Annotated in this window: 21 protein-coding genes and 1 pseudogene; 17 read left to right on the forward strand and 5 right to left on the reverse strand. The window is 43.5% G+C overall.

Going from position 1 to position 26855, the window contains the following annotated elements; genetic code table 11:
• Window positions 1-244: 244 nt before the first annotated feature.
• The 11 genes from ABDW02_RS15115 (at window position 245) to ABDW02_RS15165 (ending at window position 12106) form a co-directional block, all read left to right on the forward strand.
• Window positions 245-2911 (forward strand): hypothetical protein, encoded by a 2667-nt coding sequence (locus ABDW02_RS15115; RefSeq protein ID WP_343635896.1) that lies wholly within the window; start codon window positions 245-247, stop codon window positions 2909-2911.
• Between the two features lie 15 nt (window positions 2912-2926).
• Entirely contained in the window at window positions 2927-3172 is a 246-nt protein-coding gene (locus ABDW02_RS15120; protein WP_343635898.1) for an AtpZ/AtpI family protein, read from the forward strand.
• Window positions 3165-3533, forward strand: a complete 369-nt coding sequence (locus ABDW02_RS15125; protein WP_343635900.1) for a hypothetical protein — start codon at window positions 3165-3167, stop codon at window positions 3531-3533. The genes ABDW02_RS15120 and ABDW02_RS15125 overlap by 8 nt, the downstream gene beginning before the upstream one ends.
• Before the next feature lie 303 nt (window positions 3534-3836).
• Window positions 3837-4961 (forward strand): F0F1 ATP synthase subunit A, encoded by a 1125-nt coding sequence (atpB, locus tag ABDW02_RS15130; protein WP_343635902.1) that lies wholly within the window; start codon window positions 3837-3839, stop codon window positions 4959-4961.
• A 26-nt stretch (window positions 4962-4987) separates the two neighbouring features.
• A complete protein-coding gene (atpE, locus tag ABDW02_RS15135; protein ID WP_343635904.1) occupies window positions 4988-5209 on the forward strand; it encodes an ATP synthase F0 subunit C in 222 nt (73 codons plus the stop codon).
• Between the two features lie 77 nt (window positions 5210-5286).
• Entirely contained in the window at window positions 5287-5781 is a 495-nt protein-coding gene (locus tag ABDW02_RS15140) for a F0F1 ATP synthase subunit B (protein ID WP_343635906.1), read from the forward strand.
• A 9-nt stretch (window positions 5782-5790) separates the two neighbouring features.
• On the forward strand, window positions 5791-6324 hold the full coding sequence (gene atpH, locus ABDW02_RS15145) for an ATP synthase F1 subunit delta (protein WP_343635908.1): 534 nt from the start codon (window positions 5791-5793) through the stop codon (window positions 6322-6324).
• Between the two features lie 10 nt (window positions 6325-6334).
• Window positions 6335-7909 (forward strand): F0F1 ATP synthase subunit alpha, encoded by a 1575-nt coding sequence (gene atpA / locus ABDW02_RS15150; RefSeq protein ID WP_343635910.1) that lies wholly within the window; start codon window positions 6335-6337, stop codon window positions 7907-7909.
• Between the two features lie 75 nt (window positions 7910-7984).
• Complete coding sequence (gene atpG / locus ABDW02_RS15155; protein WP_343635912.1) at window positions 7985-8860, forward strand: ATP synthase F1 subunit gamma; 876 nt, start codon at window positions 7985-7987, stop codon at window positions 8858-8860.
• Window positions 8861-8990: 130 nt separating this feature from the next.
• Window positions 8991-9746: a T9SS type A sorting domain-containing protein gene (locus ABDW02_RS15160; protein ID WP_343635914.1), complete on the forward strand. Its 756-nt coding sequence runs from the start codon at window positions 8991-8993 to the stop codon at window positions 9744-9746.
• A 428-nt stretch (window positions 9747-10174) separates the two neighbouring features.
• Window positions 10175-12106: an SPFH domain-containing protein gene (locus ABDW02_RS15165; RefSeq protein ID WP_343635917.1), complete on the forward strand. Its 1932-nt coding sequence runs from the start codon at window positions 10175-10177 to the stop codon at window positions 12104-12106.
• 78 nt (window positions 12107-12184) lie between these two features.
• On the opposite strand, the gene ABDW02_RS15170 is transcribed toward ABDW02_RS15165, so the two are convergent.
• Window positions 12185-13150 carry a T9SS type A sorting domain-containing protein gene (locus ABDW02_RS15170; RefSeq protein WP_343635919.1) on the reverse strand — a complete coding sequence of 322 codons (966 nt, stop codon included), beginning with the start codon at window positions 13148-13150 and terminating at the stop codon, window positions 12185-12187.
• Window positions 13151-13238: 88 nt separating this feature from the next.
• A complete protein-coding gene (locus tag ABDW02_RS15175) occupies window positions 13239-14396 on the reverse strand; it encodes a hypothetical protein (RefSeq protein ID WP_343635921.1) in 1158 nt (385 codons plus the stop codon).
• A gap of 397 nt (window positions 14397-14793) precedes the next feature.
• Between ABDW02_RS15175 and ABDW02_RS15180 the strand changes: the two genes are divergently transcribed.
• The 3 genes from ABDW02_RS15180 to ABDW02_RS15190 are packed head-to-tail and all read left to right on the forward strand — an operon-like array spanning window position 14794 to window position 16806.
• Complete coding sequence (locus tag ABDW02_RS15180; RefSeq protein WP_343635923.1) at window positions 14794-15609, forward strand: methylated-DNA--[protein]-cysteine S-methyltransferase; 816 nt, start codon at window positions 14794-14796, stop codon at window positions 15607-15609.
• A gap of 1 nt (window position 15610) precedes the next feature.
• Complete coding sequence (locus ABDW02_RS15185; protein WP_343635925.1) at window positions 15611-16018, forward strand: hypothetical protein; 408 nt, start codon at window positions 15611-15613, stop codon at window positions 16016-16018.
• Window positions 16019-16047: 29 nt separating this feature from the next.
• Window positions 16048-16806, forward strand: coding sequence for an OmpA family protein (locus ABDW02_RS15190; protein WP_343635927.1), 759 nt, complete (start codon window positions 16048-16050; stop codon window positions 16804-16806).
• A gap of 68 nt (window positions 16807-16874) precedes the next feature.
• Here the strand turns inward: ABDW02_RS15190 and alr are convergent, their stop codons facing one another.
• Entirely contained in the window at window positions 16875-19163 is a 2289-nt protein-coding gene (gene alr, locus ABDW02_RS15195) for an alanine racemase (RefSeq protein ID WP_343635929.1), read from the reverse strand.
• Window positions 19160-19735, reverse strand: a complete 576-nt coding sequence (locus ABDW02_RS15200) for a thymidine kinase (protein ID WP_343635957.1) — start codon at window positions 19733-19735, stop codon at window positions 19160-19162. Before ABDW02_RS15200 ends, alr begins: the two co-directional genes overlap by 4 nt.
• 172 nt (window positions 19736-19907) lie before the next feature.
• Here ABDW02_RS15200 and ABDW02_RS15205 point away from each other — a divergent pair, with 172 nt between their 5' ends.
• Window positions 19908-20684 carry a hypothetical protein gene (locus ABDW02_RS15205; RefSeq protein WP_343635931.1) on the forward strand — a complete coding sequence of 259 codons (777 nt, stop codon included), beginning with the start codon at window positions 19908-19910 and terminating at the stop codon, window positions 20682-20684.
• On the forward strand, window positions 20677-21960 hold the full coding sequence (locus ABDW02_RS15210; RefSeq protein ID WP_343635933.1) for a M28 family peptidase: 1284 nt from the start codon (window positions 20677-20679) through the stop codon (window positions 21958-21960). The genes ABDW02_RS15205 and ABDW02_RS15210 overlap by 8 nt, the downstream gene beginning before the upstream one ends.
• 87 nt (window positions 21961-22047) lie before the next feature.
• Here ABDW02_RS15210 and ABDW02_RS15215 read toward each other — a convergent pair whose 3' ends face one another.
• Window positions 22048-24030 carry a DUF4157 domain-containing protein gene (locus ABDW02_RS15215; protein WP_343635935.1) on the reverse strand — a complete coding sequence of 661 codons (1983 nt, stop codon included), beginning with the start codon at window positions 24028-24030 and terminating at the stop codon, window positions 22048-22050.
• A gap of 443 nt (window positions 24031-24473) precedes the next feature.
• Here ABDW02_RS15215 and ABDW02_RS15220 point away from each other — a divergent pair.
• Window positions 24474-26855: pseudogene (locus tag ABDW02_RS15220) on the forward strand (T9SS C-terminal target domain-containing protein); the annotation flags it as partial.

The raw sequence follows: 26855 nt of genomic DNA on the forward strand, positions 1-26855 counted from the left end.
ATAAATGTACCCGGTTATTTCCGGGAAACCCGCACTCCTGCTGGGCAAATAGATGGATGTCTATGCGTATTTTTGGGAATTTGGGGATTTGAGGGAGCGCGACATCCTGGCAATTCGATCTTCTGTTTTTTTGGTACATTGCCAAATCTAATTACCGGATTTGGAATTGATTTGATAAACAAAACAATATATTTGCCTTTTCTTAGTTAATCGTTAATCACATCGGCGCAGATTTTTCATTCGAATGAAGAGAATATATTTTTTGATTTATATAGGAATCCTTTTCCTGGTATGGGCATGTTCTACTGAAAAGAACACGATGCTCAGCAGGGCTTATCACGGTACCACGGCACACTATAACGGCTATTTCAACGCGAATGACTTGTTGGAAGAGGCTATGAAAACCTATCGTGAAAATCAAAAAGAAGATTACTATTCCGTCCTTCCGATCCTTCAGTTACCAAGTGAGGAGGAAGTGAAAAACATGTATGCGCCAATCGATACAGCCATTGCCAAATGTACTAAGGTAATCCAGCGCCATGCGATGCCGTCGATGGAAAAACCTGCTTCCAAAAAGGAAGAACACAACCGCTGGATCGATGAAAACTGGATTACGATCGGTATTGCAAATTATTACAGACGTGATTACGACGTAGCCTTTAAGAACTTCGAGTACACCAAGAAGTTTTTCTCAGAGGATAAATCTTCCTATACCGCAGAAATGTGGATGGCCAGAACTTATATGGCTCAGGGGAAACTTACCGAAGCCAATTACGCGATCACCAACCTGGAGAAAGCGCAGGAATCCATGGAAAATGGAGACTCGAAGGAACCTAAAGGCGGTAAAAGCTCCAAATCTTCCAAATCAAAGAAGAAGAAAAGCAAGAACAGCAAGCAGAAAGAAATTCCGCCGTTTCCTAAGAAACTGAGATACGATTTGGCGATTACAAGAGCGATGTTTGCCGAAAAGAAAAAAGATTCGGAAGGTGAAATAAAAGCCCTGACGAAGGCATTGGAATACGCCAAAAAATCAAAAGACAAGGCACGCATCAACTACATCCTGGGTCAATTGTATGAAAATGCGGGAGACAGGGCGAAAGCTGCTTACCATTACGACCGTGTAAAGAAGTACAATGCGGGATACGAAATGAGCTTCAATGCAAATTTGAAGAATGCGCTGAATGCCGGAGGAGAAAAGGTGCGCAAAAGCCTGAAGAAAATGCTTCGCGATACCAAAAATGCCGAATTCAAAGACCAGATCTACTATACGTTAGGTAAGATGGATCAAATGGAATCGAATGACGAAGGTGCGAAAACAAATTACACCAAATCGGCGTTTTATTCCACTTCGAACAACCGCCAGAAAGGAATGGCTTACGAAAAGCTGGGTGATATGAGTTTCTCCAGGAAGGATTACCTGAGTGCGCAAAAATATTACGACAGTTGTGCAAAAGTGATCCCGGAAACTTATCCGAATTATGAAGGAATCAAGAATAAAGCATCCAAACTGCAGAGCCTGGTAAATGCATTGGAGACGGCTCAATACGAAGATAGTATCCAGCGCATTGCAAAACTTTCTCCATCCGATCAATTGGCCTTTGCAGAAGGTGTGATCAAAAAAATGAAAAAGGATGAGGAAGAGCGCAAAAGACAGGATGCAATTCGTTTGGCTGCCATACAGGAAATCCAAAGCAAAAAGTCTCCGGACGGAAGCGGCAATAAGTTCTATTGGAATAATGACAAAGCAAAAACCGAAGGGTTAGAGGAATTTAAAAAACAATGGGGACAGCGTGCAAACGAAGACGACTGGAGACGTTCCGATAAAATCGTTTTTGCAAGCTTCACAGATCCGGAAGATTCTACGGCTTCCTCCAATAGCCCGGCACCTTCGGACGTAACAGCACTGGATTCCCTGACGCCGGAAATGCTGGTTGCCAAACTTCCCGTTTCTGATTCTGCTTTGGAAGCTTCACGCGACCGTATGATGAATGCCTACTTCGATGCAGGTGGTATTTACAACGAACAATTGAGCGAACCCGGATTGGCTGAGAAGCAATACCGCACCATGTTAGGTCAGGATTTCAGTCACGACATGAAGTTGCTGGCAGCTTACCAAATCTATCGCCTGCACAACCCGGAAGATCCGGCTGCTGTGGAACAGAAAGATTACATCCTGATCAATTATCCGACTTCGGATTATGCCGGTTATTTGCGTGACCCGGATTATTTCCTGAAGAAGAAAGAACGGGATAAACTTACCCAGGAAGCTTACCTGACGGATTTGGACCGTTACGAAAGAGGCTTGTATTATCCGGTTGTTGCGAAAGCAGACAAAGTATTGGCGGAAGAAAAAGATAACCCTTACCGCAGCAAGTATTTGTTGCTGAAAGCAATGGCCCAGGCAAAAATGACGGAGAATAAACAATCCATCTTGCCTGTCCTGGATACCTTGATAGCGCTTTATCCGAAAACACCGGAAGCCAACAAGGCACTGGAAATGAAGAAGATTATCATGAACGGATATTCTGCAAATGAAGCGGTAGATTTCACGAAGAAAAGTATCTATGAATACAAGGAAGGCGAACCGATGTTTGTTTTGATCTTCCTGACGGATAAGATCAACAACGTTGTGGCGAAGACACGCGTGGTAGATTTCAACAAAGAATATTACGGCAAGCTGCGATTAAATGTGACTTCTAAAGTGCTCAAGGACGACAATGTGATTTTAGTGAAACAGTTCAAGGATGATATCGAAGCGGCCTCTTATGTTTCGTTCTACAAACGCACGCGAAACCATTTGCTGGATATGCAAAAAATGAAAATTTTATTCATTTCAGAGAAAAATTTGCTTACCTTATTTGATACAAATAAGCTGGAAGAATACCAGTTGTTCTTTGACGAGAACTATTGATCAAATAAGAATATCATGGAAGAGAAGCCTGAGAATAAGCCGAAAAAACAAATCAAGAATTACGTTCGGTTTACCGGTGCAGCATTTCAAATGGCCGGAACGATCGTAGCAACAGCGCTCCTTGGAGTATGGCTGGACAAGAAATTCAATCACGGTGGAAATATGTGGACATTGATCTGCACATTGACCGGAGTAGTGGTTTCGATGTACATCATCATCAAGGAAGTAATCGACATGTCAAAAGAAAAAGAGAATGAGTAAGAGCCTGGGAGCCTTTTTGAGTTTAATAGTAATTGCAGCCGTTTATCTGGTGTTGATAGGAGTGAACAGTCAATGGGAAATCCCCAAAAACCACCTTGCGGGAATTATCGGTTTGTTGGTCATTTTCTTTTCCAGTACGGCAATTATGATGTCGGGCTCCAGGGCAACCGCAGAATCCCGTGCCCAGCGATTCATACTTGGAACAGCGGTTCAAATGATCCTAGTGCTGTTTTTCGTGCTGATAGTTAAGTACATCTGGAAAGATTCGTTCAAGGAATTCGTTTGGTACTTCATGAGCTTCTTCGTGGTTATGCTTTTCACCCAGGCGATCTGGATGCTGCTGAAGGTGCGGAAATCCTAATAAAAGACGGATAGATATCTGTCTATTTGGCTAGTGGTAGCGACCCTTTAGCAGGATTCGATGCGATTTTTATTTGTCTGATTTTAACTCGAAACATCCCTTTTTCGTTCTATTCTCAAGGAATGCATCCGGAAATTTATTTCCCGGAATAAACTTCTCAAAATCATTTTTTTCAGTGATCAGATGAATCTTTACCGGGAATGCGGTAAAAAAGGGATTTGTTTGCAATTTTTTCTTGGTGTTTCTGAAAGATTAACTACCTTTGCGCCAAAATTTAGGGTTTTATCTAAATATAAATAAGCGATGTCATTAATTTTCAGTGCAAAACGATTTTTCTCATTACTGGTAGGAATACTGATTTTTTCAACTTCATTTGCTTCTCAGCACAGTTCGGAAGAAGCTGAAATTGCAAAGCGTGAGTTTAACGTCGGGGAAATGATCATGCACCACATTTCTGATGCGCACGAATGGCACCTGTGGGGTGGTCACCATGATGCGGTTTCTATTTATCTTCCGATTATCCTGGTTGATGGTGGGTTGAAGACTTTTTCTTCCAAACATTTTTACCACGGAGAAGCTGCTAAAGGAATGGATTCTAAAACAAATGAAGAGCATGAATACGTGAAAGGGGTTGGTCCTGCTGCTGGTTATGCGATGTTTCATGAAGAAATCTATAAATTGGAAAACGGGGAATTGTCTTTCGAGGACGGTCATGTTCACGGGGCGGTAAAGCCATACGATTTCTCTATTACCAAAAATGTGCTTTCATTGTTCATGGGAGCGGTGTTGATTTTGTTGATCATGAGTAATGTGGCTCGTTTCTACAAGAAGAACGGTCCGGTTGCTCCGAAAGGATTGGCAAAATATTTAGAAGTTTTGATTGTAATGGTTCGTGACGATATTGCTAAGGCAAACATCAATCACCACAAATACCAAAAATACGTTCCATATTTGTTGACAATCTTCTTCTTTATTTTCATCAATAACCTGCTTGGGTTGGTTCCGTTCCTTCCGGGAGGGGCAAACTTAACAGGTAATATCACTGTAACATTGTTCCTGGCAGTTTGTACCTTGCTGGTGACTGTTTTCTCAGGAAACAAACACTACTGGCTACACATTTTTGCAATGCCGGGAGTTCCAAAGCCTTTGTTGATTATTATGATTCCTATCGAATTAGTAGGGATCTTGACAAAACCTTTTGCCTTGATGGTTCGTTTGTTTGCGAATATGTCAGCAGGTCACATCATCGTATTGGCATTGATCTCGATTATTTTTATTAATCAAAATGCAGCTTGGGGAGGTTTGTCAGTGCCGATGGCATTGTTTATCTCAGTGTTGGAGTTGTTGGTAGCATTCTTACAGGCGTTCCTGTTCTGTATGTTGTCGGCATTGTTTATCGGTGCAGCGGTTGAAGAAGCGCACCATTAATTAGTAATTTTTTAATTCAAAATAGCATGTACGGAAGTATCGCAGCAATTGGAGCAGGTCTTGCAGTTTTAGGTGCAGGAATGGGTATTGGTAAAATCGGTGGTTCAGCAATGGACGCAATCGCTCGCCAGCCTGAAGCTTCAGGGAAAATTCAAACAGCTATGATTATCGCAGCAGCGTTGATCGAAGGTGTTGCTCTATTCGGTGTAGTAGTTGGTCTACTAGGTCTTGAGACAGGAGCGAAGTAATTAAAGAAAAGCTTGTTGTAACGGTTGGTTGCAACAAGCCTTTTTTACAACAATTGAAAAATTAAAACAGAGATAAGATGGGGTTGATTACACCAGATTTAGGATTACTTTTTTGGACGGGCTTAGTGTTCGTTCTATTATTGGTTATTTTAACCAAGTTCATTTGGAAACCGATTTTAGCTTCCGTAAATGCACGTGAGCAAAAAATTTCCGATGCATTGGAATTGGCTGAGAAAACAAAAGCTGAAATGCATGCGTTGCAGGCACAAAACGAGAACTTGTTGAAAGAAGCTCGTGCTGAGCGTGACGCAATCGTAAAAGATGCAAAAGAAACAGCTACGAAAATGGTGGAGGATGCTAAGAATACTGCGAAAGCAGAAGCAAACAAGATCGTTGAGTCGGCTCGTGCAACAATCAATACCGAAAAAACAGCTGCAATTGCTGAATTGAAAACACAAGTTGCTGCAATTTCATTGGAAATCGCTGAGAAAATCGTTCGTGGAGAATTATCTTCAGACGAAAAGCAAAAAGCGTTGGCTGAGAAAATGGCAGGTGATATTAACTTGAACTAATCGATAGAAATGAAGAGTTCGAAATCAGCTTCCCGTTACGCACAAGCTTTGTTGGATCTTGCGATCGAACAAAACAAAGTGGATGCAGTTGCGGCGGACATGAAATACATGGCAACAGTATGTGCTGAAAACAAGGACCTGGAGAACATGCTTCAAAGTCCGGTTGTGAAGGCAGATAAAAAGATTGCTGTTTTGAATGCAATTTTTGACCAATTCGACAAAGTAACAAACATGTTCGTAGAACTGATTGTGAAAAATGGTCGTGAAGCATATTTGTCACAGATCGCAGCTTCTTTTGATGACTTATTGAAAGCACATCAGGGAATTGTTCCGGTGACATTGATCAGCGCACATAAATTGGATGATAAAGTAAAAAAGGAGATCGTTTCCAAAGTTCAGGCTTCTACAACAGGAACTGTTGAGTTGACGGAGAAGATTGATCCGGAATTGATCGGAGGCTTTATCGTTCGTATGGGCGACAATCAAATCGATGCATCCGTTGCATCACAAATTAATAAATTGAAACAACGTTTAACGAAGTAATAAGGAAAACATGGCAGATGTTAAACCAGCAGAAGTTTCTGCAATTTTAAGAGAGCAATTATCAGGATTCCGTTCGGAAGCTGAATTGCAGGAAGTAGGTACAGTTTTACAAATCGGTGACGGTATCGCTCGCGTTTACGGATTGAAAGGTGTTCAATACGGGGAACTAGTTGAATTCGACGGTGGATTGCAGGGAATTGCATTGAACCTGGAAGAAGATAACGTAGGGGTAGTATTGTTGGGTCGTTCTTCATCCGTAAAAGAAGGAGACACGGTAAAACGCTTAAACCGCATTGCTTCTGTTAACGTTGGTGACGGAATGGTTGGTCGTGTAGTGAACACGATCGGTGAGCCAATCGACGGTAAAGGGCCTATCGCTGGTCAATTGTACGAAATGCCAATCGAGCGTAAAGCTCCGGGAGTTATCTTCCGTCAGCCGGTAACTGAGCCTCTTCAAACAGGTATCAAGGCGGTGGATGCGATGATTCCGATCGGACGCGGACAACGTGAGTTGATCATTGGTGACCGTCAAACAGGAAAAACAACTGTTGCGATTGATGCGATCATCAACCAAAAAGAATTTTACGACCGCGGGGAACCGGTTTTCTGTATTTATGTTGCAGTAGGACAAAAAGGTTCAACAGTTGCGGGAATCTATAAAAAATTAGAAGATGCAGGTGCAATGGCTTACACGGTAATCGTTGCTGCAAATGCTTCTGATCCGGCTCCAATGCAGTTCTATGCTCCAATGACTGGTGCTGCTATCGGTGAGTTCTTCCGTGATTCAGGACGTCCTGCATTGATCGTATTTGATGACCTTTCCAAGCAAGCAGTTGCTTACCGTGAGGTTTCATTGTTACTACGTCGTCCTCCGGGCCGTGAGGCATACCCGGGTGACGTATTCTACCTTCACTCCCGTTTGTTGGAGCGTGCTGCGAAAATCATCGCTGATGATAACATCGCTAAGCAAATGAACGACCTTCCTGAATCTTTGAAAGGAATCGTAAAAGGAGGAGGTTCATTGACTGCACTTCCAATTATCGAAACACAAGCGGGTGACGTATCTGCATACATCCCTACAAACGTAATTTCGATTACGGATGGTCAGATCTTCCTGGAGAATGACTTGTTCAACGCCGGTATCCGTCCTGCAATTAACGTAGGTATCTCTGTATCCCGTGTAGGAGGTAACGCGCAAATTAAATCCATGAAGAAAGTAGCTGGTACTTTGAAACTGGATCAGGCACAATACCGTGAGTTGGAAGCGTTCGCTAAGTTCGGTTCTGATTTGGATGCGGCTACGAAGTCTGTTTTGGACAAAGGAGCTCGTAACTTAGAGATTTTGAAGCAACGCGAAGGAGATCCTTACCCGGTAGAAAAGCAAATTGCAATCATCTACGTTGGTACAAAAGGATTGATGCAAAACGTTCCTGTGAACAAAGTAAAAGATTTCGAAAAAGAATACTTGGACTTTTTAGAAGCGAAACATTCAGATGTATTGGTTCGTTTGAAAGCAGGAAAATACGAAGATGCTGATACAGATCTTCTAGGAAAAGTTGCGAAAGAGATCGCTGCAAAATATTAATAGAATTATGAATTGAATAATTATCAATTATTAAGGGGTAATACTCTTGATAATTGATAATTCATAATTAAAGTTATGCCAAATTTAAAGGAAATACGAAATCGAATTACTTCAGTAGGATCTACGATGCAGATTACTTCTGCAATGAAGATGGTTTCTGCTGCGAAATTAAAGCGTGCACAGGATGCCATTACTCAAATGCGTCCGTATGCTGAGAAATTGCAGGAGATCCTGGGTAATTTGACAGCTTCGTTGGATATTTCGGAAAATGCACTGGCTGCTGCACGTCCTGTTGAAAACGTTTTGATCATTGCCATTACTTCCAATCGCGGATTGTGTGGTGGTTTCAATAACAACATCATCAAGCGAGTAAACCTGGCAATCAACGAAGAGTATGCAAATGCAAATGTGAGCCTTCTTGCTTTAGGTAAAAAGGCAAAAGATGCATTCAAGCGCTCAAACATGTATTTCGAAACTTCCGGGACCGGAATTGTCGATGACATTTTTGCAGATCTGAGTTTCGGAAATGTTTCCGTAATTGCCGATTTTGCAATGAAATCATTCCTGGAAAAGAAGTTCGATAAAGTAGTTGTGATTTACAACAGCTTCATCAATGCAGCTTCCCAGGAAGTAGTGGAAGAGCAGTTGTTGCCAATTGTTCCGACAGAACAAAAAGACGACAAACAAGCCGGAGATTACATCTTCGAACCTTCGAAAGAAGAGATCGTAGAAGAGTTAATCCCGAAAACGTTAAAAATCCAATTGTTCAAAGCATTGTTGGATTCAAACGCATCCGAGCACGGAGCGCGTATGACAGCGATGCACAAAGCAACGGATAATGCCAAGGAGTTACAGCGTAGTTTGAAATTAAGCTACAACAAAGCCCGCCAGGCTGCCATTACAAACGAGATCTTAGAGATCGTTGGTGGTGCGGAAGCATTGAACGGGTAATATTGAAAAGAATAATAAGAGGAGAAGGCTTTCAGGAAACTGGAAGCCTTTTTTTGTTTGGCACTTCGAAAATTATACGGAGTTTAAAACTCCGATTATAACAAATGGAAGTTTTAAGCGTTTATGCGGTATGAAGAAACTACTTATAATCGCATGTATCTCCGGTTCATTAACAGGATTTTCCCAGGATCCGGAGAAAAAGGGAATTTGTTCGGCATCGATTCAGTTATTTCATGCCAATGGAACGGATTGGACCGCCAGTGATCATTTTCGCCTGGATGGTTTTAATGTCAATAATCCGCTTTCCTACGGCGCTTTTCACATTGATATGGATGTCACCGTTGATTCGCTTACTTATGAAATCACGTTACCTTTCGGAGATTCGCTGCAATATACGGCTTACTGGCATGCAGACGGTATGTGTGTGAATGTGGATACTTCAGAAGTAAATCACTTGATTACCGTTTTGGAAGGTGATCTGTTCCCGATAACGTATGAAGGGTATTATTCTCCTCTTTATTACGATTTATCACAGGAAGCTTACATTGTGAGCCCATGCTTGTTTAAAATTCAGAAGGGCACTTTAAAACCGTATTTCATCCGTGTAAATTTCCAGGATCCGCCGCAACCGGAAACTCCACTTACTATTCCGGAGGTTACCAATGACATTTCCATATGGTTGAGTAATGAAAATACACTCACTGTAAAAGCAGATCAACATGTGATTTGGGAAATTAACTTCTACTCTTTATCCGGACAAGTGATCCAAAAAAGCCAAATGGAAGGTTCTCAGGACGTAGATATTTCCAATTTGTCAAAAGGCTGCTACATTGCCCGTATTTCCTCGGAAAATGGCTTAAGAAAGCAGTTGAAATTCATCCGGTAAATAACAGATTTTTAGTAAAAATATCCTAAATATCTTCGCAGATAATGCAGGTTATATACATTTACCTCGTGAATGTCACATTCACGATACAGCCCACCGGAATCCGGCCACTTCCCTCAAGCTTCCTATCGGAATAGAAACGTTTCGTCCGCAACGGCGGATTGTACGATACTGAAGTGAATTATTTAGAGAAATAAAGTCAGGGCAGTTTGACCAAACGCTTTTTTTACCGGGCCGGTAAACAATTCGTTCTGTCAACCTGCCGCCAACGGCGCTCCCAAGTCGGGATCCATATCCATTGCATGAACTTTTGGTAAGGTTTTTCTGTGCATAAGAAAATGGGTCCGACTGGGAGTTTTGAATGCTTTTCTTCTAAATTTGACACGGCAAGTAACGTGCCAACTTTTAAACTTAAACAATAGAAATCGATGAAAGAAATGTTACTTAGTTATTGGTGGATCGGATTGATTGTCATCTGTTTGATCCTCTACAAATTTATTTTACGCTTCCTGTTCGGAATGGTCATCGTTCCGGAAGACAGGATCGGATTAGTTACGAAAAAGTTCGTCTTGTTTGGCGAACACAAAGAGCTTCCGGATGGACGCATTGTTGCCATCAACGGGGAAGCAGGTTTCCAGGCTAAAACACTTGCTCCGGGATTGTATTTCGGAATGTGGGTGTGGCAGTATGAAATCACCATGGAACAATTTACGGTGATTCCGGAAGGAAAAATCGGGTTGGTACTTTCGAAGGATGGTGCTGAAATCCCGACTGGGAACATCCTCGGACGTAAAGTAGAATGTGATAATTTCCAGGACGCAGACATGTTCCTGAGAAATAACGGACAGCGTGGTCGTCAAACAAACTACATCACGGCGGGTTCATACCGTATCAACACGATGTTGTTCCAGGTATCGATTACGGAAATGGTGCGCATCCGCGAAAGCATGGTGGGTATCGTAACGACTTTGGATGGTATGCCGATCGAACACGGAGAAATCGCAGGTAAGGCAGTTACCGGGCACAACAACTTCCAGGATTTCGATACGTTCCTCGAAAATGGAGGAAACCGCGGTTTGCAGCCGACAGTCATTTTGGCAGGATCGTATAACCTGAACCCATGGGCGCTGCAGGTGGAAGAAACTCCGATGACAGAAATTCCGATCGGATACGTGGGAGTAGTGATCTCATACATCGGTCACGATGGAAAAGACCTGACTGGAATCGACTTCAAACACGGGAACATCGTAGAAAAAGGAAGCAAAGGTGTGTGGTCCGAACCGTTTGGCCCGGGAAAATACCCGGTAAATAAATACACCATGAAAGTGGAATTGGTACCTACAACGAACCTCGTATTGAACTGGGCACAGGCACGCAGCGAATCGCACAACCTGGATAAGAACCTGTCTACGATCACCGTGCGTTCGAAAGACGGTTTCCCGTTCAACCTGGATGTTTCCCAGATCATTCACGTTCCTACCAATGAGGCTCCGAAAGTCATTGCGCGTTTCGGGAATATGGTGAACCTGGTAACACAGGTATTGGAACCAACGATCGGTAACTACTTCCGTAACTCGGCGCAGGACAGCGATGTGATTGCTTTCTTGTCAACACGTAAGGAAAGACAGGAATCTGCCAAAGAACACATCAAGAAAGTGTTGGACGAATACAACGTAAACGCGGTAGATACCCTGATCGGTGACATCGTGCCGCCGGAATCTTTGATGAAGACGCTGACCGACCGTAAGATCGCGGAAGAGCAGAAAGTGACTTACGAAACCCAGAAACAGGCACAGGAAACGCGCCAGGGGATGGAGAAAGAAACCGCGATTGCCGATATGCAGAAAGACATCGTAAAAGCACAGCAAAGTGTGGAAATTGCGGAACGCACAGCGAACGCAGCGGTGAAAAAAGCAGAAGGGGATGCATCCGGGGTGAAATTGGCCGTGAATGCAGAAGCGGAAGCAACGAAAATGCGTGCATTGGCAGAAGCAGAAGCTACAAGAGCCCGCGCGAAAGCAGATTCGGAAGCCGTGAAATTGAAAGCAGATGCGGAAGCGGAACGCATTTCGAAAACCGGTTCGGCAGAAGCGAGCAAGATCCTGGCGGTCGGTAAATCTACAGCGGAAGCTTACGAATTGGCCGTAAAAGCATTGGGTGGAGAAAACTTTACGCGATACAAGATCACGGAAGAGCTTTCCAAAGGAAACATCAAGTTGATCCCGGATGTGTTGATCGGTGGAAACGGACAACAGGGCGGATCAGCAATGGATGGCCTCCTGGGTTTGAAACTGATGGAAATGATGGATCCGGAAAAGAAACGGAAGCCCCACAGAAGATCAGTAAGCCAGCAGAAATAAAACCGAAATCACCGGGTAATAAACCGGAATAATACTAGTAGGGGCGTCCTGTACATACGGAACGCCCCTATGTGTTTTTTATCTGATCAATTGGATTTGTCGCATCATCGTATGTCCATCTGCGGATAAAATCCGCGCCAGATAAACACCTTGCTTCAAATTATTCAGATCCAGACTTAGTTCATTGTCCTTGTTGCTGTTCTCGTGACGAATCAGTGATTGACCATTCAGATTGCAGATTTCCACTGACCGGATCAACCCGTTTGATTGAATAGAAACGTTTGAGTTTGCCGGATTCGGAAAAATAATCAGCTTGATTTCGTCTTTTTGTTCTAATGCAAGTGTCCGCGAACAATCTTCGGAATATTCCGGAGGAAGGATATTGCCTCGCCAGTCTTCATAAAGCTGCTGAGTTCCTACCTTGTGACACAATAAATGAGATTCCTGCTCAAAAACCGGATATATCGGCGTATTGAATCCACTCGTGCCACCAACACCTTCAATCACGGAAACATAAGCGGAGTCTTGTGAGTTTGTTCCCAAAACCCAGCGTTTGTAGTAATTACCATCCATCAATTGCACGGAATCCTGACCCATGACCAACAGGTTCGGATAATTGTAATTGGTAACGGTTTCCGGGTAAGGTTGGCCGATCACCAAACTCCCGAAATCGTAAAGTAGCTCGTCTGTTTGATTCGGGGAATTCCAGATAAACACTTTTTTTTGCACGATATCCTGACGGAAATAACCGGTTGAGTGAGCAATCGGCCCGCCGCCTGTACTTGGATTTTGCGTACCAAATCCGTCCATCCACTTATATGTTCCGTGACTTCCGATTTTCACATAAGTCAAGCCGTTTATGACCGTATCACCGGTGATATAAACAGCCGTCGTGATTGTTTGGTGTTCGTGACCACCGATGCTGTATAGAAACTGTGCCTGTATCCAGGTTGCATCTGTTTCCGGCATAGGACGGTATTGAATTTGTCCCCAGCTGGTTTTCAGGCAAAGCAGGACAATGAGTAGAGTTGTGGTTTTCATCATAACGGAGGTTTACTCAATGATACAAAATTCCTTCAAAGGTTGTACAATTAAAAAAGGAGCTCATCATTTGTGAACTCCTTTCAAGCGATCAAAGCTTTAGTTTTTTGTAGGATAACTCTTTTCCTTTTAGAATTTCGATAACTGCCTGATGAGTTTTCTCATCCACAAGTATATTTGTTAGTTGTACGCCTGTTTCTGTAGTGAAACTATATTTATCATGTATAATTTCGCTTCCGTCCTTTGGTTCCAGTACCAGGTTAAAAAATGAAACTGTTGCTCCTTCTTTTCTGAATGAAAGATTTACGTGCTCATTTTTTTTGGTGTTTGTGGAATAATCCGCAATCAATAAGTTCATTTTACCATTCCTGAAATATGGTTTTGCCGACGTGAAATTCATGGGGTCCCGGATTTCTGAAAGGATAGGTTTGATCCATTCCGGGTTTCCGTCTTCATCTATTTTTACAATATAGGTAGCTGAGATTAATTCATACGTACCGTGTGGTTTCTGGATAACGATATACTCTTCTTTTTCATGATTCATCAACCTGATAGATGCAGCATAATCAAGTCTGCCCCAAATATCGGTTGTTGAGAGTTTATTGGCTTTGAAATAACTGATAATCTCTGGCTCGTTCTTAAAAATATTCTCAAAACCAAGCGGTACTACCTGATTCGAAACCAGTCTGCCATCACTGTCCCATTTTACGATTCCATACCCGTACTTTTCTTTTGAACGAGCAAAGAACGTCCAGGTAAGTTGTTCTGTTTTTACATTGTAATGATAACTTCCGTGAGATGCAAGGGATGATTCAGAATCAGTTAAAGCCGTTTCATACCAAAATAACTCGCCTTGATCAGTTAGTCTTAAGATTTTATTTTTGACAGCATTCAAAGGGCCTAAAGCTCTGTCTGAAAATCCGATTAGAATACTCCGGTCACTATTTGCAAGTGCGAAATAGCACACTTTACATTTGATAGCATTAAAAGTAGATGAATTAATTTCAACTTTATTTTCCTCTTCCAATTGATCAGATAAAAAAGTAACGATTCCTTTAGTATCGGTCATTTCTATAAAAACATAACCAATTCCGGCTTTTAATAAACGCATGCTTTGGTAAGCTGCCGGATCGCTGAATTCATACTCCGCAAGTGTTTTTTGCTCCCCAAAAATTTCCAGGGTTTTACAATTTCTTCTGCGTACAGCATAGGTGCATTTATATTTTGGGAAACCTTTCTTGTAGTACAAAAGAAATTCGGTAATGGTATCGCCTGAATAAAAGCATTGTTGGATAATTCCGTCATCAACGGGGATTCTTTTTTCGGTAAATTCTGTTCCTGATTTTACCAGCGCTTGTTGATAGAATCCGAATTTAATCAGGTTCAGGCTGGTTACGGGAAGGTAGGGTGAATAATTCAATATCACTGCGTCATCGCAAACGTAGGTATCGTGCTTCTGGTTGAAATTCTTAGGAATAGCAAATGTTCCTAAATCTGAAACGTTTTGACCATAAGCCGTAAAAAGAAATGGAAAGATGGCTATCAGGAGGATGGTTGACTTCATAATTTTTTTTCGCAAAACTACTATTTTTAACTAAACAGAGGAATTTATTAAGCCAGGATTTTCCCTAACTTTCCATCCGCAAATGGATTCCGATTTTTCATACCAGTCTCCCCGCATGGATTTGTTGTTCAGGACCCTGAAATGGATGCTTGATTCACAGCAAATTGGGGTTACGATAGAAGAATTGTCTAAACACCTGGGATTGGGAGAATGGGAAACGCAACACTTATTCCAGGAATATTTGGGCAAAGATCCCATCCGTTTTGTACAGGATGCTTTTGCACCGTCTTTGGCCCGCGTGGATAAACAACAAGCCCAGATTTCCATCTTTGATTCGTTTGACGAAGAGCCTGAAAAACCGGCATCACACATTGACCTGGATATTCAGATCGTGGAGGAATCTCCGGAAGAAGTGTATTACTCAATCTTTCCTTATTTTTTGGGAAATGTGTTTATTGCAAGTCATGAATCGGGGATTTGTCAATTGACTTTTGAAGATGCGGAAGTGGGTTCGATCCGTTTGAGAAGAGCTTTTCCGAAAAGCACCGTCAAAGAGGAAAGAACGGAACTGCATGAACTGGCTTACCAGGCTTTGATGAGTTATTTTGTCAAAACGGAAGATCTTCCAGTGATTCCGGTAGCGGTGAAAGCAACGCCGTTCCAGGTTCGCGTTTGGAATGAACTTCAACTGCTTGCTAAGTCGGAATTGGTTACGTATGAAGACCTGGCACGGAAACTCCATGATCCGGGCGTTTCAAAGGCTATTGGAGCAGCTGTCGGTGCAAATCCGGTCGCTTTATTGATTCCCTGTCACCGGGTAGTCCGTCAGAGCGGTAAAATAGGTACGTTCCGCTGGGGAAGCTGGCGCAAGCAAATTTTACTGGCAATTGAAAAGTAATATGAAACTGGAAGAACTTTTAAAAACTCCCATGATCGGGGAATCAGAACTGGCAACCTATTGGCGTGTGGATGCCGATACCATTTATGCGGCTTCGAAACCGAGCAGCCGAACAGTCGAAACCATTGCGTCGAATGTAGCTTTGGTCAAGTCATTGAACGATCAAAAACCGGTGAAACTGATTATCTCAATAGCAAAATCATCCGTTCCGGATAAGGCAACGCGTGAACTGGCAGCCAAAGAGCTTCCTGTGACCTATTCCGCTATGGCGATGATCGCTCCCAATAAACTGACCGGGTTTATCATTAACCTGATTTACGGAATGAAAAAACCGCCGATCCCGATGAAAACCTTTTCGAATTTTGAGGACGCATACCGGTGGATCTCCAGGTTGGATGTAACGAAATAGCATTCTTCCGTTTCACCTAAAACCGACTTATGAAATCACTTGTACTTTTAACTGTTGTCATCTTTTCCGTCGCTTTTTGCCGTGCGCAAAACGAAGTTCGTAAGGATTCGATCACAGCCTCTTTTGCCTACAATCAATCCGAAATCCTGGATGCAGAAAAGCTACTGTCCCAATTGGAAAAGATGGATGCTTCTTCGCTAACCCTTATCCGGTTGGTCGGATATACGGATTCCACCGGGTCCCTGAAAAGAAACAAAGCACTGGCCAGCGACAGGATCCGTTCCGTTGAACGGTTATTGAACAATTCCGGGTTGAACCGGGTGAAGGTGGAAACCCTGAATGCGAATGAAACTTCCGGTTTCCGAACTGCTCCTGATGTATTGAACCGGCGCGTAGATCTGTTGGTGTATGGGAAGATCACCGTTACAAAACCCAAATTGACTGTTGAGTTAAATACACCGCTAAACCTGAATATCAATTTTGTGGGTGGAAAATCGGAATTTTTGACGAGTTCTTATCCGAATTTGGAAGAACTCAAAAACCTGATGCTGGAAGACAGCACGCTTCAATTGAAATTACACGGTCATGTTTGCTGTGATAACGATATGCCGCTGTCTATAAAGCGTGCAGAAGCCGTGATGAATTTCCTGGTGCAAAACGGCATAGATCCAAAACGGATGTCGGCACAAGGATTCAGTAATACCATGGAATTAGTTCCCGACAATTCGGAAGAGCACATGTCCATGAACCGCCGGGTGGAAGCTATCTTCTACAGGAAAGCAGAATAGATCTATAATTTTTTACTGAAAGGTGTGTGAAAAGCATCCATGTTCGTCTGTGGGAGATATAAAGAATTTTACTCCTCCACATAAACCCGGTGCATCCGTCTCGACAAGCCCGTCATCACTTCATAAGGAATCGTATCCATGGCTTTGGCAAAAACGTCCATCGGTTGGTTCTGCCCGATGATTTCCACCGTGTCATTAATTTTCGCATTAACGGAAGTAATATCTACCATGATCATATCCATGCAAACACGGCCTACTACCGGGCACTGAATGCCGTGAATGTAAACGGATCCTTTTCCATTGCTTAAACTGCGCCGGAATCCATCGGCATAGCCAACGGGAACAATGGCAATCATCATGTCTTCCATCGCTTCGTAGGAAATGCCGTAACCGATAAAATCGCCTTTCGGAACAGCTTTGATCTGTGAAATGGAACTGTACCACGAAACACTTGATTCCAGGGAAGCTTTCAATTCCTGGTTTTCGGTATAGCCATACATGGAAATCCCCAGGCGGATCATGTCGTAGCAATTTTCCGGGTAGCGTAAAGAACCTTCCGAATTGAGCACATGTGCCAGGAAAGCGTCCGGGCTATTCTTGCGGAAATAGGAAACAATTGCATCGAAAGCAGCCAGTTGTTTTTGGGTAAATGCACTGTGATTCGGATTATCGGCATCAGCCAGGTGCGAATAAATTCCTTTGATCTGCACTTCGGGCTGCGAATTGATAACTGCCAGAACGCGCTCTTTGTCGGCCGGTGCAAACCCCAAACGGTGCATTCCGGTATCGAATTTTAAGTGGATCGGGTAAGCAGAAATATTGCGGTGGATCAAAGCGGTAATGAACTCATCCAATTGCTCGAACGAATAAATGGCCGGTTCCAGGCGGTACTCGATAATCAGGTCGCTGTGTTCCGGATCCGGGTTCATCACTACGATTGACGAAGAAACACCGATTCCGGCTTTGCGCAGTTCCACCCCTTCATCCGCAAATGCAACCCCGAAATTCCGGATTCCGCTTTGCTGCAGGAAAGGGGCAACTTTATCGGCACCTGATCCGTAAGACGAAGCCTTGACCATGGCCAGGATTTTTACATCTTTCGGCAATCGGGATTGATAAAACGAAATATTGCGTTTGATGGCGCTGAGATTGATCTCAACAATGGTCCGGTGTTTCAGGGCTTTCCCTCGTGCAACTTCGTATTCGAAAGCCCGGTCTCTGTGCGCTTTTACGAGTACAACCGCGTTGTGAAAGTTTTCCCATGGAATGGATTTTCCCTCGGGAATGAAATGGAATTCATCCGGATTGAACGATTGGATCAGTTTTTCAATTTCCAGTTTTTCATGCAGGTGCTTTTCAGACAACCCGATTACCACGATGCGTTTTTTCTCCGGAGCCAGTTGCCGCTGATAGATCAATGCTTCACCCAAAGCATCCAGGTCGAGGTTGTAAGTATCGTTGATGATCGTATTTCCGTTGATCCCTTCAAAAACTTCCATGCGCAGGGCCAAAGTGGGAAGTGAGTCCATGCGTTCCTTGATTTCTACCGGGTCGAGTTGCAAATAGGCCAGGAAGGTTTTCAAAACACCCAGCATTCCATTGTATCCGGCAGGAAAACGATGATTTTCGTAAGAGGGGCAAACCTGGAAATTGCCCGGCAAGCGGTTTTCCAGATCCGCAAAAGTATGAGGGATAAATGCCAGACGGCAATTGCGGAAAAGTACCCATTTCTCCAACAAATGTGCTTCGTTGTTGGCAAAGTTCTCCCGGTGAGCCTTCCCGAATGCGGTAAAAATCCCGTAATCCGGTTGGATCATATCCTGGAGGATTTTCATTTCCCCGGGTTTCGAAATTCCGGCTTCAATAAAAGCAATGGAAGCACCCTCGTGCATTTCCAGGAGGGAAAGAGCAACACCAATTTGCGAGTTGAAGCTTTTCGGGCTGCGAACTACTTTAAACTTGTCCGAAATGCAATGGAAGATCCATTCCTTGAAGGTTGTTTTTCCTACGCTGCCGGTGATTGCAACAACGGGATAGGTAAACTGTTTCCGGTGGTGCTTCGCCAGTTTTTGAAGCGCGTTCAGCACATCATCTACTTTGAAATAAACTGCATCGGGCTGAAAAGTAACGGTGGTATTTTTCGCAATCACAAAAAAGCAGATTCCCTGCCGGTAAGCATCTTCAATGAATTCATTTCCAGATCTTGAATGACCGGACAGAGCAAAAAAGAGTGCTCCTTTTGCCTGTTGAATTTTGCGGGAATCGAAGTAAACATGTAGAATGGAATCAATGCTTGAACCAACTACCTCGGCTTCAAAAATTTCCGCACACGCTTCAATGGAATACTGTAATCTCAATGCTCAATTTTATTGTAACAACTGCGGCAAAGCGGTTCGTACTTTTCAACTGCTCCGACCAATACCTGTCCTTCGTCCTTGGTTGTCCGATGGGAGTATTGTGCTAAGTTACCACATGAAACGCAAATCGCATGCACTTTTGTGACATATTCTGCCATGCAAAGCAGCGCTGGCATCGGGCCGAAAGGTCTTCCCAAATAATCCATGTCGAGGCCGGCAATGATTACCCGGACTCCGTGTTTGGCCAGGTCGGTACAAACATCCACCAATCCGTTGTCAAAAAACTGGGCTTCATCAATAGCAACAATGCGTTCCTTTTTCCAGTGTTTGAGGATTTCGGCTGAGCTTTTTACCGGTATTGCTTCCAGGGAAGAACCTTTGTGACTGACCACTTGTTCCTCGTGGTAACGGTTATCGATCGCAGGCTTGAAAAGCAAGAGTTTTTGCTGTGCAAATTCCACCCGTTTCAAACGGCGTATCAATTCTTCGGTTTTTCCGGAAAACATCGATCCGCAGATCACTTCAATCCATCCGTTTTGTCTCGCTTCAGAAGGAATTTGCTCTAAAAACATCATTATTTCAGGGTTATCAACAATTCACTTTAAACAACTATTCGTTTTCGGAACAAAACCGGTTTTTCTGAATTGTAATTTTATACTGCAAAAATTGTGAATTATCGCTTCTTAAAGAAGGCGAGGTTTACAAGTTGTGACAAATGTTGAAAAATTTCGAAACACGAGGAATATGGAAATGCACGCATTGATCGAAGAAATTACAGCTTTATTGGTGAAGATAAAGTCGGGAGAAGCTACTCTTGACGAATTGGAAGCTTTTGCGGCTGCTACCAATCAATTGAATGAGCGAGCAATCATTTTGCGGTACAAGGCAATGGAAGCGAAAGTTTACGGAAACCAGGCGGCTACTGCTCCTGTTGCGGAAGCTCCTGCACCTGTGAAAGAGGAAATTGTTCCGATTGTGGAAGCTCAGGAAGTGCATCCCGAACCGCAGGAAGAACCTTCTTATGACTTGTTCGGAATGGATACCGATGAAGAGATCGATGAAGTAACTCCTTTCGAATTAATCGAAGAAAAAGTAGTCGAAGAACCTGCAGAGGAGGAGCATTTTGAAGCATTCGTTGAACCGGTACGTGAAGTAGAAGCAGAAAAAGCTCCGGTTATCAAGGAACCTGGTTTTGCGGCTCCGATTGAAAATACACAAGGTTTGCATCCGATCTATGGAAAATTGAATTCCAACGACGGAACACTCGCTGCCCGATTGATGTCTGTGCGCCTCGATACCCTGAAAGGTGCTTTCGGATTTAATGAGCGTTTGCAGATCATCCAGGAGTTGTTCAACGGGTCGAATGACGAGTTCAACAGCCTGATCGATCAGATAGAGAATATTTCCTCGAAAGAACAGGCAAGATCTTTGGTTAGCAGTTATGCCAATAAATATCATTGGGACGCAGACAGTCAATTGGCGATTGAGCTTGTTCAAAAAGTAGAACGCAAGTATGCATAAATTCCTTTCGCTCCTGGTTTTCATACCACTGTTCGGGCTCGGACAGGTAGAACAAGGCCGCCTGACGGTCGAAAAATTGTGTTCACCGGCTTTTCACGGTCGTGGTTACGTAAACGGAGGAGATTCTCTTGCTGCCAACTTCATTGCGGGGGAATTCGAAAAGATGGGATGTAAGTTCTTTAAAAATACACCTTACCAGCCCTTCCAATTCAACGTAAATACCTTTCCGAACAGGATGACTTGTTCCGTAAACGGGAAAGCGCTTGTTCCCGGAAAAGAATTTGTGGTCGATCCGGCTTGCCCGTCCTATTTTACCGACAGCTTAAAGGTTTACAAGATTACCCTTGCTGAATTGTTCAACGGGAAAAAACTGAAGAATAAGATCAGTGAAGCCGCAATGAGTGGTTCCAAAATGGGAATCGGGTTTGCTTTCCGTTTTAGTGACTGGAAAGGTGATACCCTGAAAATAGCCAAAGACCTGGCGAAGACTTTGGGTCAATCAATGCCGGTTATTGAACTGGTAGATACGAAATTTACCTGGAGTGTGAGCCAGGAACAAAGCCGGTTTGCTTTGCTCCAGGTACAATCAGGCGCATTGGATGCTTCTTCGGATCACTGGATTTTCCAAATCAAAGCAGACGCGAAAATGATAGATCACACGGCGCGAAATGTGATCGCTTATGTTCCGGCCAGGAAGAAATCGAAAAAGTATTTTGTGTTCAGTGCACATTACGATCACCTGGGCCGGATGGGACAGGAAACTTATTTCCCCGGAGGAAATGACAACGCTTCGGGTACGGCGCTTTTACTGGAAATGGCCCGTTATTATGTAAAAAATCCGGCAGAAGTAAATATGGTATTTATGGCATTTGCCGGTGAGGAAGTTGGTTTGCTGGGAAGCCAATACTACACCGAACACCCGGTTTTCCCGCTGAAAGATATCCAGTTCCTGTTCAATCTCGATATCATGGGAAGCGGTGAAGAAGGAGCAACGGTTGTCAATGCCACCTTATTCCCGGAACAGTTTGATGCTTTGAAATCCATTAACGACAAACAGCAATTCCTGCCGAAAATCGGATCGAGAGGCCAGGCCGCCAATTCCGATCATTATTTCTTTACCCTAAAAGGAGTGCCGGCTTTCTTCATGTACACCATGGGGCCGAACAAGCATTACCACGATGTGTATGATACTTACGAAGAATTGAGCTTCAGTAAGTTCAATAACATTTACCAGCTTCTGATCGATTTCGGGAAAGTCGTGGCCTGGAAGCGATAATCTTCTGTCCATAATCATTAAAACATGATATCATGTTTTCGTTATATCACGATATGACGAAATGGGGGAAGTTTTTTCGTTTTAAGCTTATTCTGATCTTGTTTTTACAGTGTCCCGGTCGAATTTGGTAAATTGTGCACCTTCAATCGGGTTGAATGTGATCGGGAAAATACCCAGCAGGTCCTCCAGGTTGTTCTCATCTTGCATATCTGGCATTTCATCCATTTCCACACTGATTGTTATGGAATCGGAAATATGGGTGTTAAGTCCGTCCCCGTCTTTGATCAGACTTGCAGTCCAGGTGATATTTATAGGTAGTTGTGGGCCCGAAAATTTACTGAGTTGATGAATGGCTCTTTCGTAAGGGATCATATGAGAGTTCGCCTCACTTGTTCCGGCAACCAAATTCTGTGGAATATTTGCTCCGCCTAATCGCGCTCCTTGAATGTGCAGCCATTCCCAACTCTTATCATTTGCCTCTTTCGCATTAAAAACCCGAACGTATTCTTCAGCTGAATAATTGTTCATGACCGCTTTTTGGCCCGCATCCCTGCTTCCTCTTTTCGCAGAAGCCTGATAAGACTTAAACCGGGTCTTGTTATCAGCCAAAGGAGCATCCGGTAGTTTTTTTACCGGGTTACCTGCTTTCCCGGCGGTCAGTTTGGAGCTACGGTCCTGAATGCCTTGCGATGTGTGAAAATCGAGAAGAGCTTTAATAAATCTGTTCTCCACAGAATCTTCAATAAATAAATAATACTGTCCGATTCTTAAATCCGGGTAAGGAAGTTTGGCCGCAAGGTAGCAATGTTTGTAGCGCTGTAACGCACTACTGGATTCACCAATCACCCTCATTTTCGGATGTTTGTTCTTCGGATCGATACTTGCTAAAACTTCTCTCATGTCTTCTTCAACGGATTCCAGCACATACATGTCTCCCGATTCATGCGCAAATCGGAATTCGATTGCTCCGTATTCACCGGATTCTTCCTCAATTACTCCTCCGGTAAGTAATGACCCGATGACATCGTTTTTAAATTTATCTGCTGCGGCAGTTCCTTTCCCTATAAGCGATTGTTGTGCATCCGCAACTTGTTTAACGGTATATGGTCCGTTTTCATTAATGTCCCATAACTCCAAGTCATCCTGGAGCAATTTATCCCTGTCCTTAGCCCACTTCTCGCTCTTAATATTTGCAAAAAGCGGTATCATGTTTGTGGCTAATGTGTCTTTTGACCTGGGATCTACCACTCTGTTCATAACAGCTTTTGTTACAGATATCACTTTGTAATACAGGTTAGGATTCCCCGAATCGTTTACTGTTGAAACGTTTTTTTCATAAAGACCTTCCAGGAAGTCCCCCTCAACTTCTTCTCCATCCTCCTTTCTTGCCTTTTGGATCTTTTCTATTCTTGCCTCGCTCAAGCGGTTGAATTTCGCCTGTAAGGGGTTGTTGTCTGAAAATACTTGTTGACTAGGATTAAGATTCATTCTTGTCTCCCAATTGTCTAATGGTTTTAGCTGTGCAGCTTTAGCACCCATTTCAGTTGCTTCTTGTTCCAGCTCCGCATCATCATTTACAGCGATTCCTCCTTTCATTTGCAAGGTGGATTTCACTCTGCCTTGTTTCTGCTGTACTACATGCCATGCTTCGTGGGGCAAGTGTTCTTCCTGTCCGGAAGCTACGTGGATATCTGTTCCTTGCGCAAATGCGTATGCTTGAAGTTGGGCCGGTTTATCCGAATGGTAATGTACTTTTACATCATCCATGGAATAACCAGAAAGATGTTCAATACCAGACTTTAATTCATCAGGTAAACCTGTTTCATTTGGTTTTAGGGGTTCTGAAAATGCGGGTTGTGTGGCATGCTTGTCTGCCATTTGTTGCAGCTGGGCAATTTGTTTACTCCTTGAACTGGAACCCATCATTTCCGTCACGTTTCGCTGAATACCTGCTTCCGGCCGGTTATCTGTAAATTGGACTGACCATTTTCCGCCACTGCTTAGCTGAGATTTTTCAGTTGAGTCTGTTTCGTTTTTGTTTTCCTGTGCCTTATCAGCGTTAATGTTCATGATTCAGTGTTAGCAGTTTTTTGCCTTTATAGTGTGTAATAATCCGGAGACAAAATATCATTTTTTTTCGAATATGTCTGAACTTGTTATATTTCTCTTGAAACCTCACCAGAATAGTTAGTGTGTTTACCCTGTCACAAGTACTCAAAAACAACCTTTTCCGGTATTTTATTACAACACTTCCAAAACTACTTTTGCTCTATCAGATTAAACAAGTTCTGGTATTCAAAACAAAGCTGACTTCCGGAAGGAGTTGTTTCATAATAGGTTAGTTTTAGGTTAGTTAGTTTTCGTTCCCTTCCGGAGGAACTACTGCTACATAACATAAGTACCCATAGTCGGTTAGATCAGTCATGAGACAAGGAACGATATCTCCTTGTCTCATTGCTTTTTTATTGCTCTGGTTTTTTAAGTATCTTCACTCGCAACTATTTATGAAGAAAATGCGATTCCTATTGATCCTTGGTTTTATTATCGGCTCGAAAAGCCTGTTTTCTCAGGTTTATCAGGGTACAGAGAAAGCAAAGAAACCGATTCCCACGAAAGCTGCCAGCTGTGCACCGGCAAATAAAACCACGTACATGGAATACAACAATGTGCGTGCAATGATCCATACCGCGGGAAATTTGTGGCAGGTTCCGGGTCAAAATTTCTCCCAATATGAAATTCCTAAGAACTCCAAAATCATGTGTTTTTTCACTTCGGCGTTGTGGTTGGGAGGAACGGATATCAACGGACAATTAAAACTGGCAGCCTTGCGTTACCGCCAGGGACAGGATTACTGGACAGGGCCACTTTCAACGGGAACTGCAGAAATTGACCCGAGCGAATGTTTGAAATACGATAATCACTTTACTTCCAGCAAAGATTTGGTGCGTCAATTCGATGCATGGTACAATGCAGGAGTCCAGGATCAGCAGAACGGAACCAGCTTGCAAGGCACTAATTTTCCGAATTATAAAGTTCCCGATTTCATCAAGAACTGGCCGGCTCACGGAGATGTCAGCAAAGGGCAGGATTACCACCTGGCACCTTTCTTCGACCGCGATAATGATGGCGAATACGAATGGGAAGAGGGAGATTATCCCTGGTACGATATTAACGGAACAAAAGACTGTAAAACCGACCGGAGAGTTTCGCTTTACGGGGATTTCAACATGTGGTGGGTCATGAACGACAAAGGAAATATCCATACCGAATCTCAGGGTGAACCTATCGGGATGGAAATCCGAGCACAGGCTTTTGCTTTTGCCACCAATGATGAGGTCAATAACATGACCTTTTACAATTACGAATTGATCAACCGCGGAACGCAAACCTTGTACAATACCTATTTCGGGGTTTTTGTGGATGGAGCACTTGGAGATCCGTTCGACGATTACACCGGCTGTGATGTGAGCCGTGGATTGGGATATTTCTACAATGGTGATGCAGTGGATGGCGATAACCAGGGATTTTATGGGTACGGAACAAGTCCTCCGGCTGCCGGGGTAGATTTCTTCGAAGGGCCTTACCAGGATAATGATTCAATCGACAATGCCTATGGAATCGGGCCGGGAGAAGCGCTGAACGGAATCGGTTACGGAGATGGAATTGTGGACAACGAACGCTACGGAATGAGACGGTTCCTGTATTATATCAATTCAGGAGGAGGGGCAAATCCAAACCAGACAGATCCGACCACCGCGGCAGATTATTACAATTTCCTGCGCGGAAGATGGAAAGACAATACGCCGTTTTATTACGGAGGAAACGGGCATATCTCCGATCCGACTGTTAACCCCAATGTGACCTGTGATTTCATGTTCCCGGATGATACCGATCCGCTGGGATGGGGAACAGGAGGAATTCCTCAGCCGGTCTGGACCGAACAAACTGCAAATAATTTGCCTTATGACCGCCGTTTCCTGCAATCTGCCGGACCTTTCGTGCTGAAACCAGGCGCTGTAAATAACATCACTGTGGGAATGGTTTGGGCAAGATCTGCCGGTGGCGATCCGTTTGAATCGGTGAAATCATTACGGCTTGCCGATGACAAAGCACAGGCTTTATTCGAAAATTGTTTCCGCGTACTGGAAGGGCCGCATGCTCCGGATCTGACCGGACAGGAATTGAACAACGAGTTGATTCTTTACTTGTCTAATAGTTCTGCATCCAACAACAAGTCTGAGGATTACAAGGAATATGATCCGTTTATCGGGACAACTGTTCCGAATGCTGATAAGTATTACCGTTTCCAGGGTTACATGATTTACCAGTTGAATAAATCCAACGTCAGTGTTTCCGACCTGGAGGATCCGACCAAGGCGCGTTTGGTAGCTCAGGTGGATCTCAAAGACGGAGTGAAGCGTTTGGTGAATTTTGAATTCGATGAGAACCTGCAGGCATCCTTCCCGGTGGAGAAAGTAAAAGGTGCGGATGAAGGTATCCGGCATTCATTCCGGGTGACAGAAGATTTGTTTTCTTCCGGTGACCGGAAACTGGTGAATTTCAAGCGCTATTATTACATGGCAATTTCGTATGCCTACAATAATTACAAAACTTACGACCCAACAGAAGCTAATGGCCTGGACGGACAAAAGAAACCCTTCCTGGGAAGCCGGAAAGCAGCCATTGGGGAAGTGAAAATTCTGGAGTTGATTCCGCATAATCCTGCTCCCGAATCCATGGGGACCATGCATATGGCTTCATATGGGATAACTCCACGCATCACGCGTTTGGACGGAACCGGAAACGGAGGAAGAGAATTGCAGTTGACATCCGCATCAGAGAGTGCGATTGTGGCAAACGGATTCAAGGATAAAGTACAATACGATTACAACGGC

This window comes from Fluviicola sp., from assembly GCF_039596395.1.
In the GTDB taxonomy this organism is placed as follows: Bacteria; Bacteroidota; Bacteroidia; order Flavobacteriales_D; family Crocinitomicaceae; genus Fluviicola.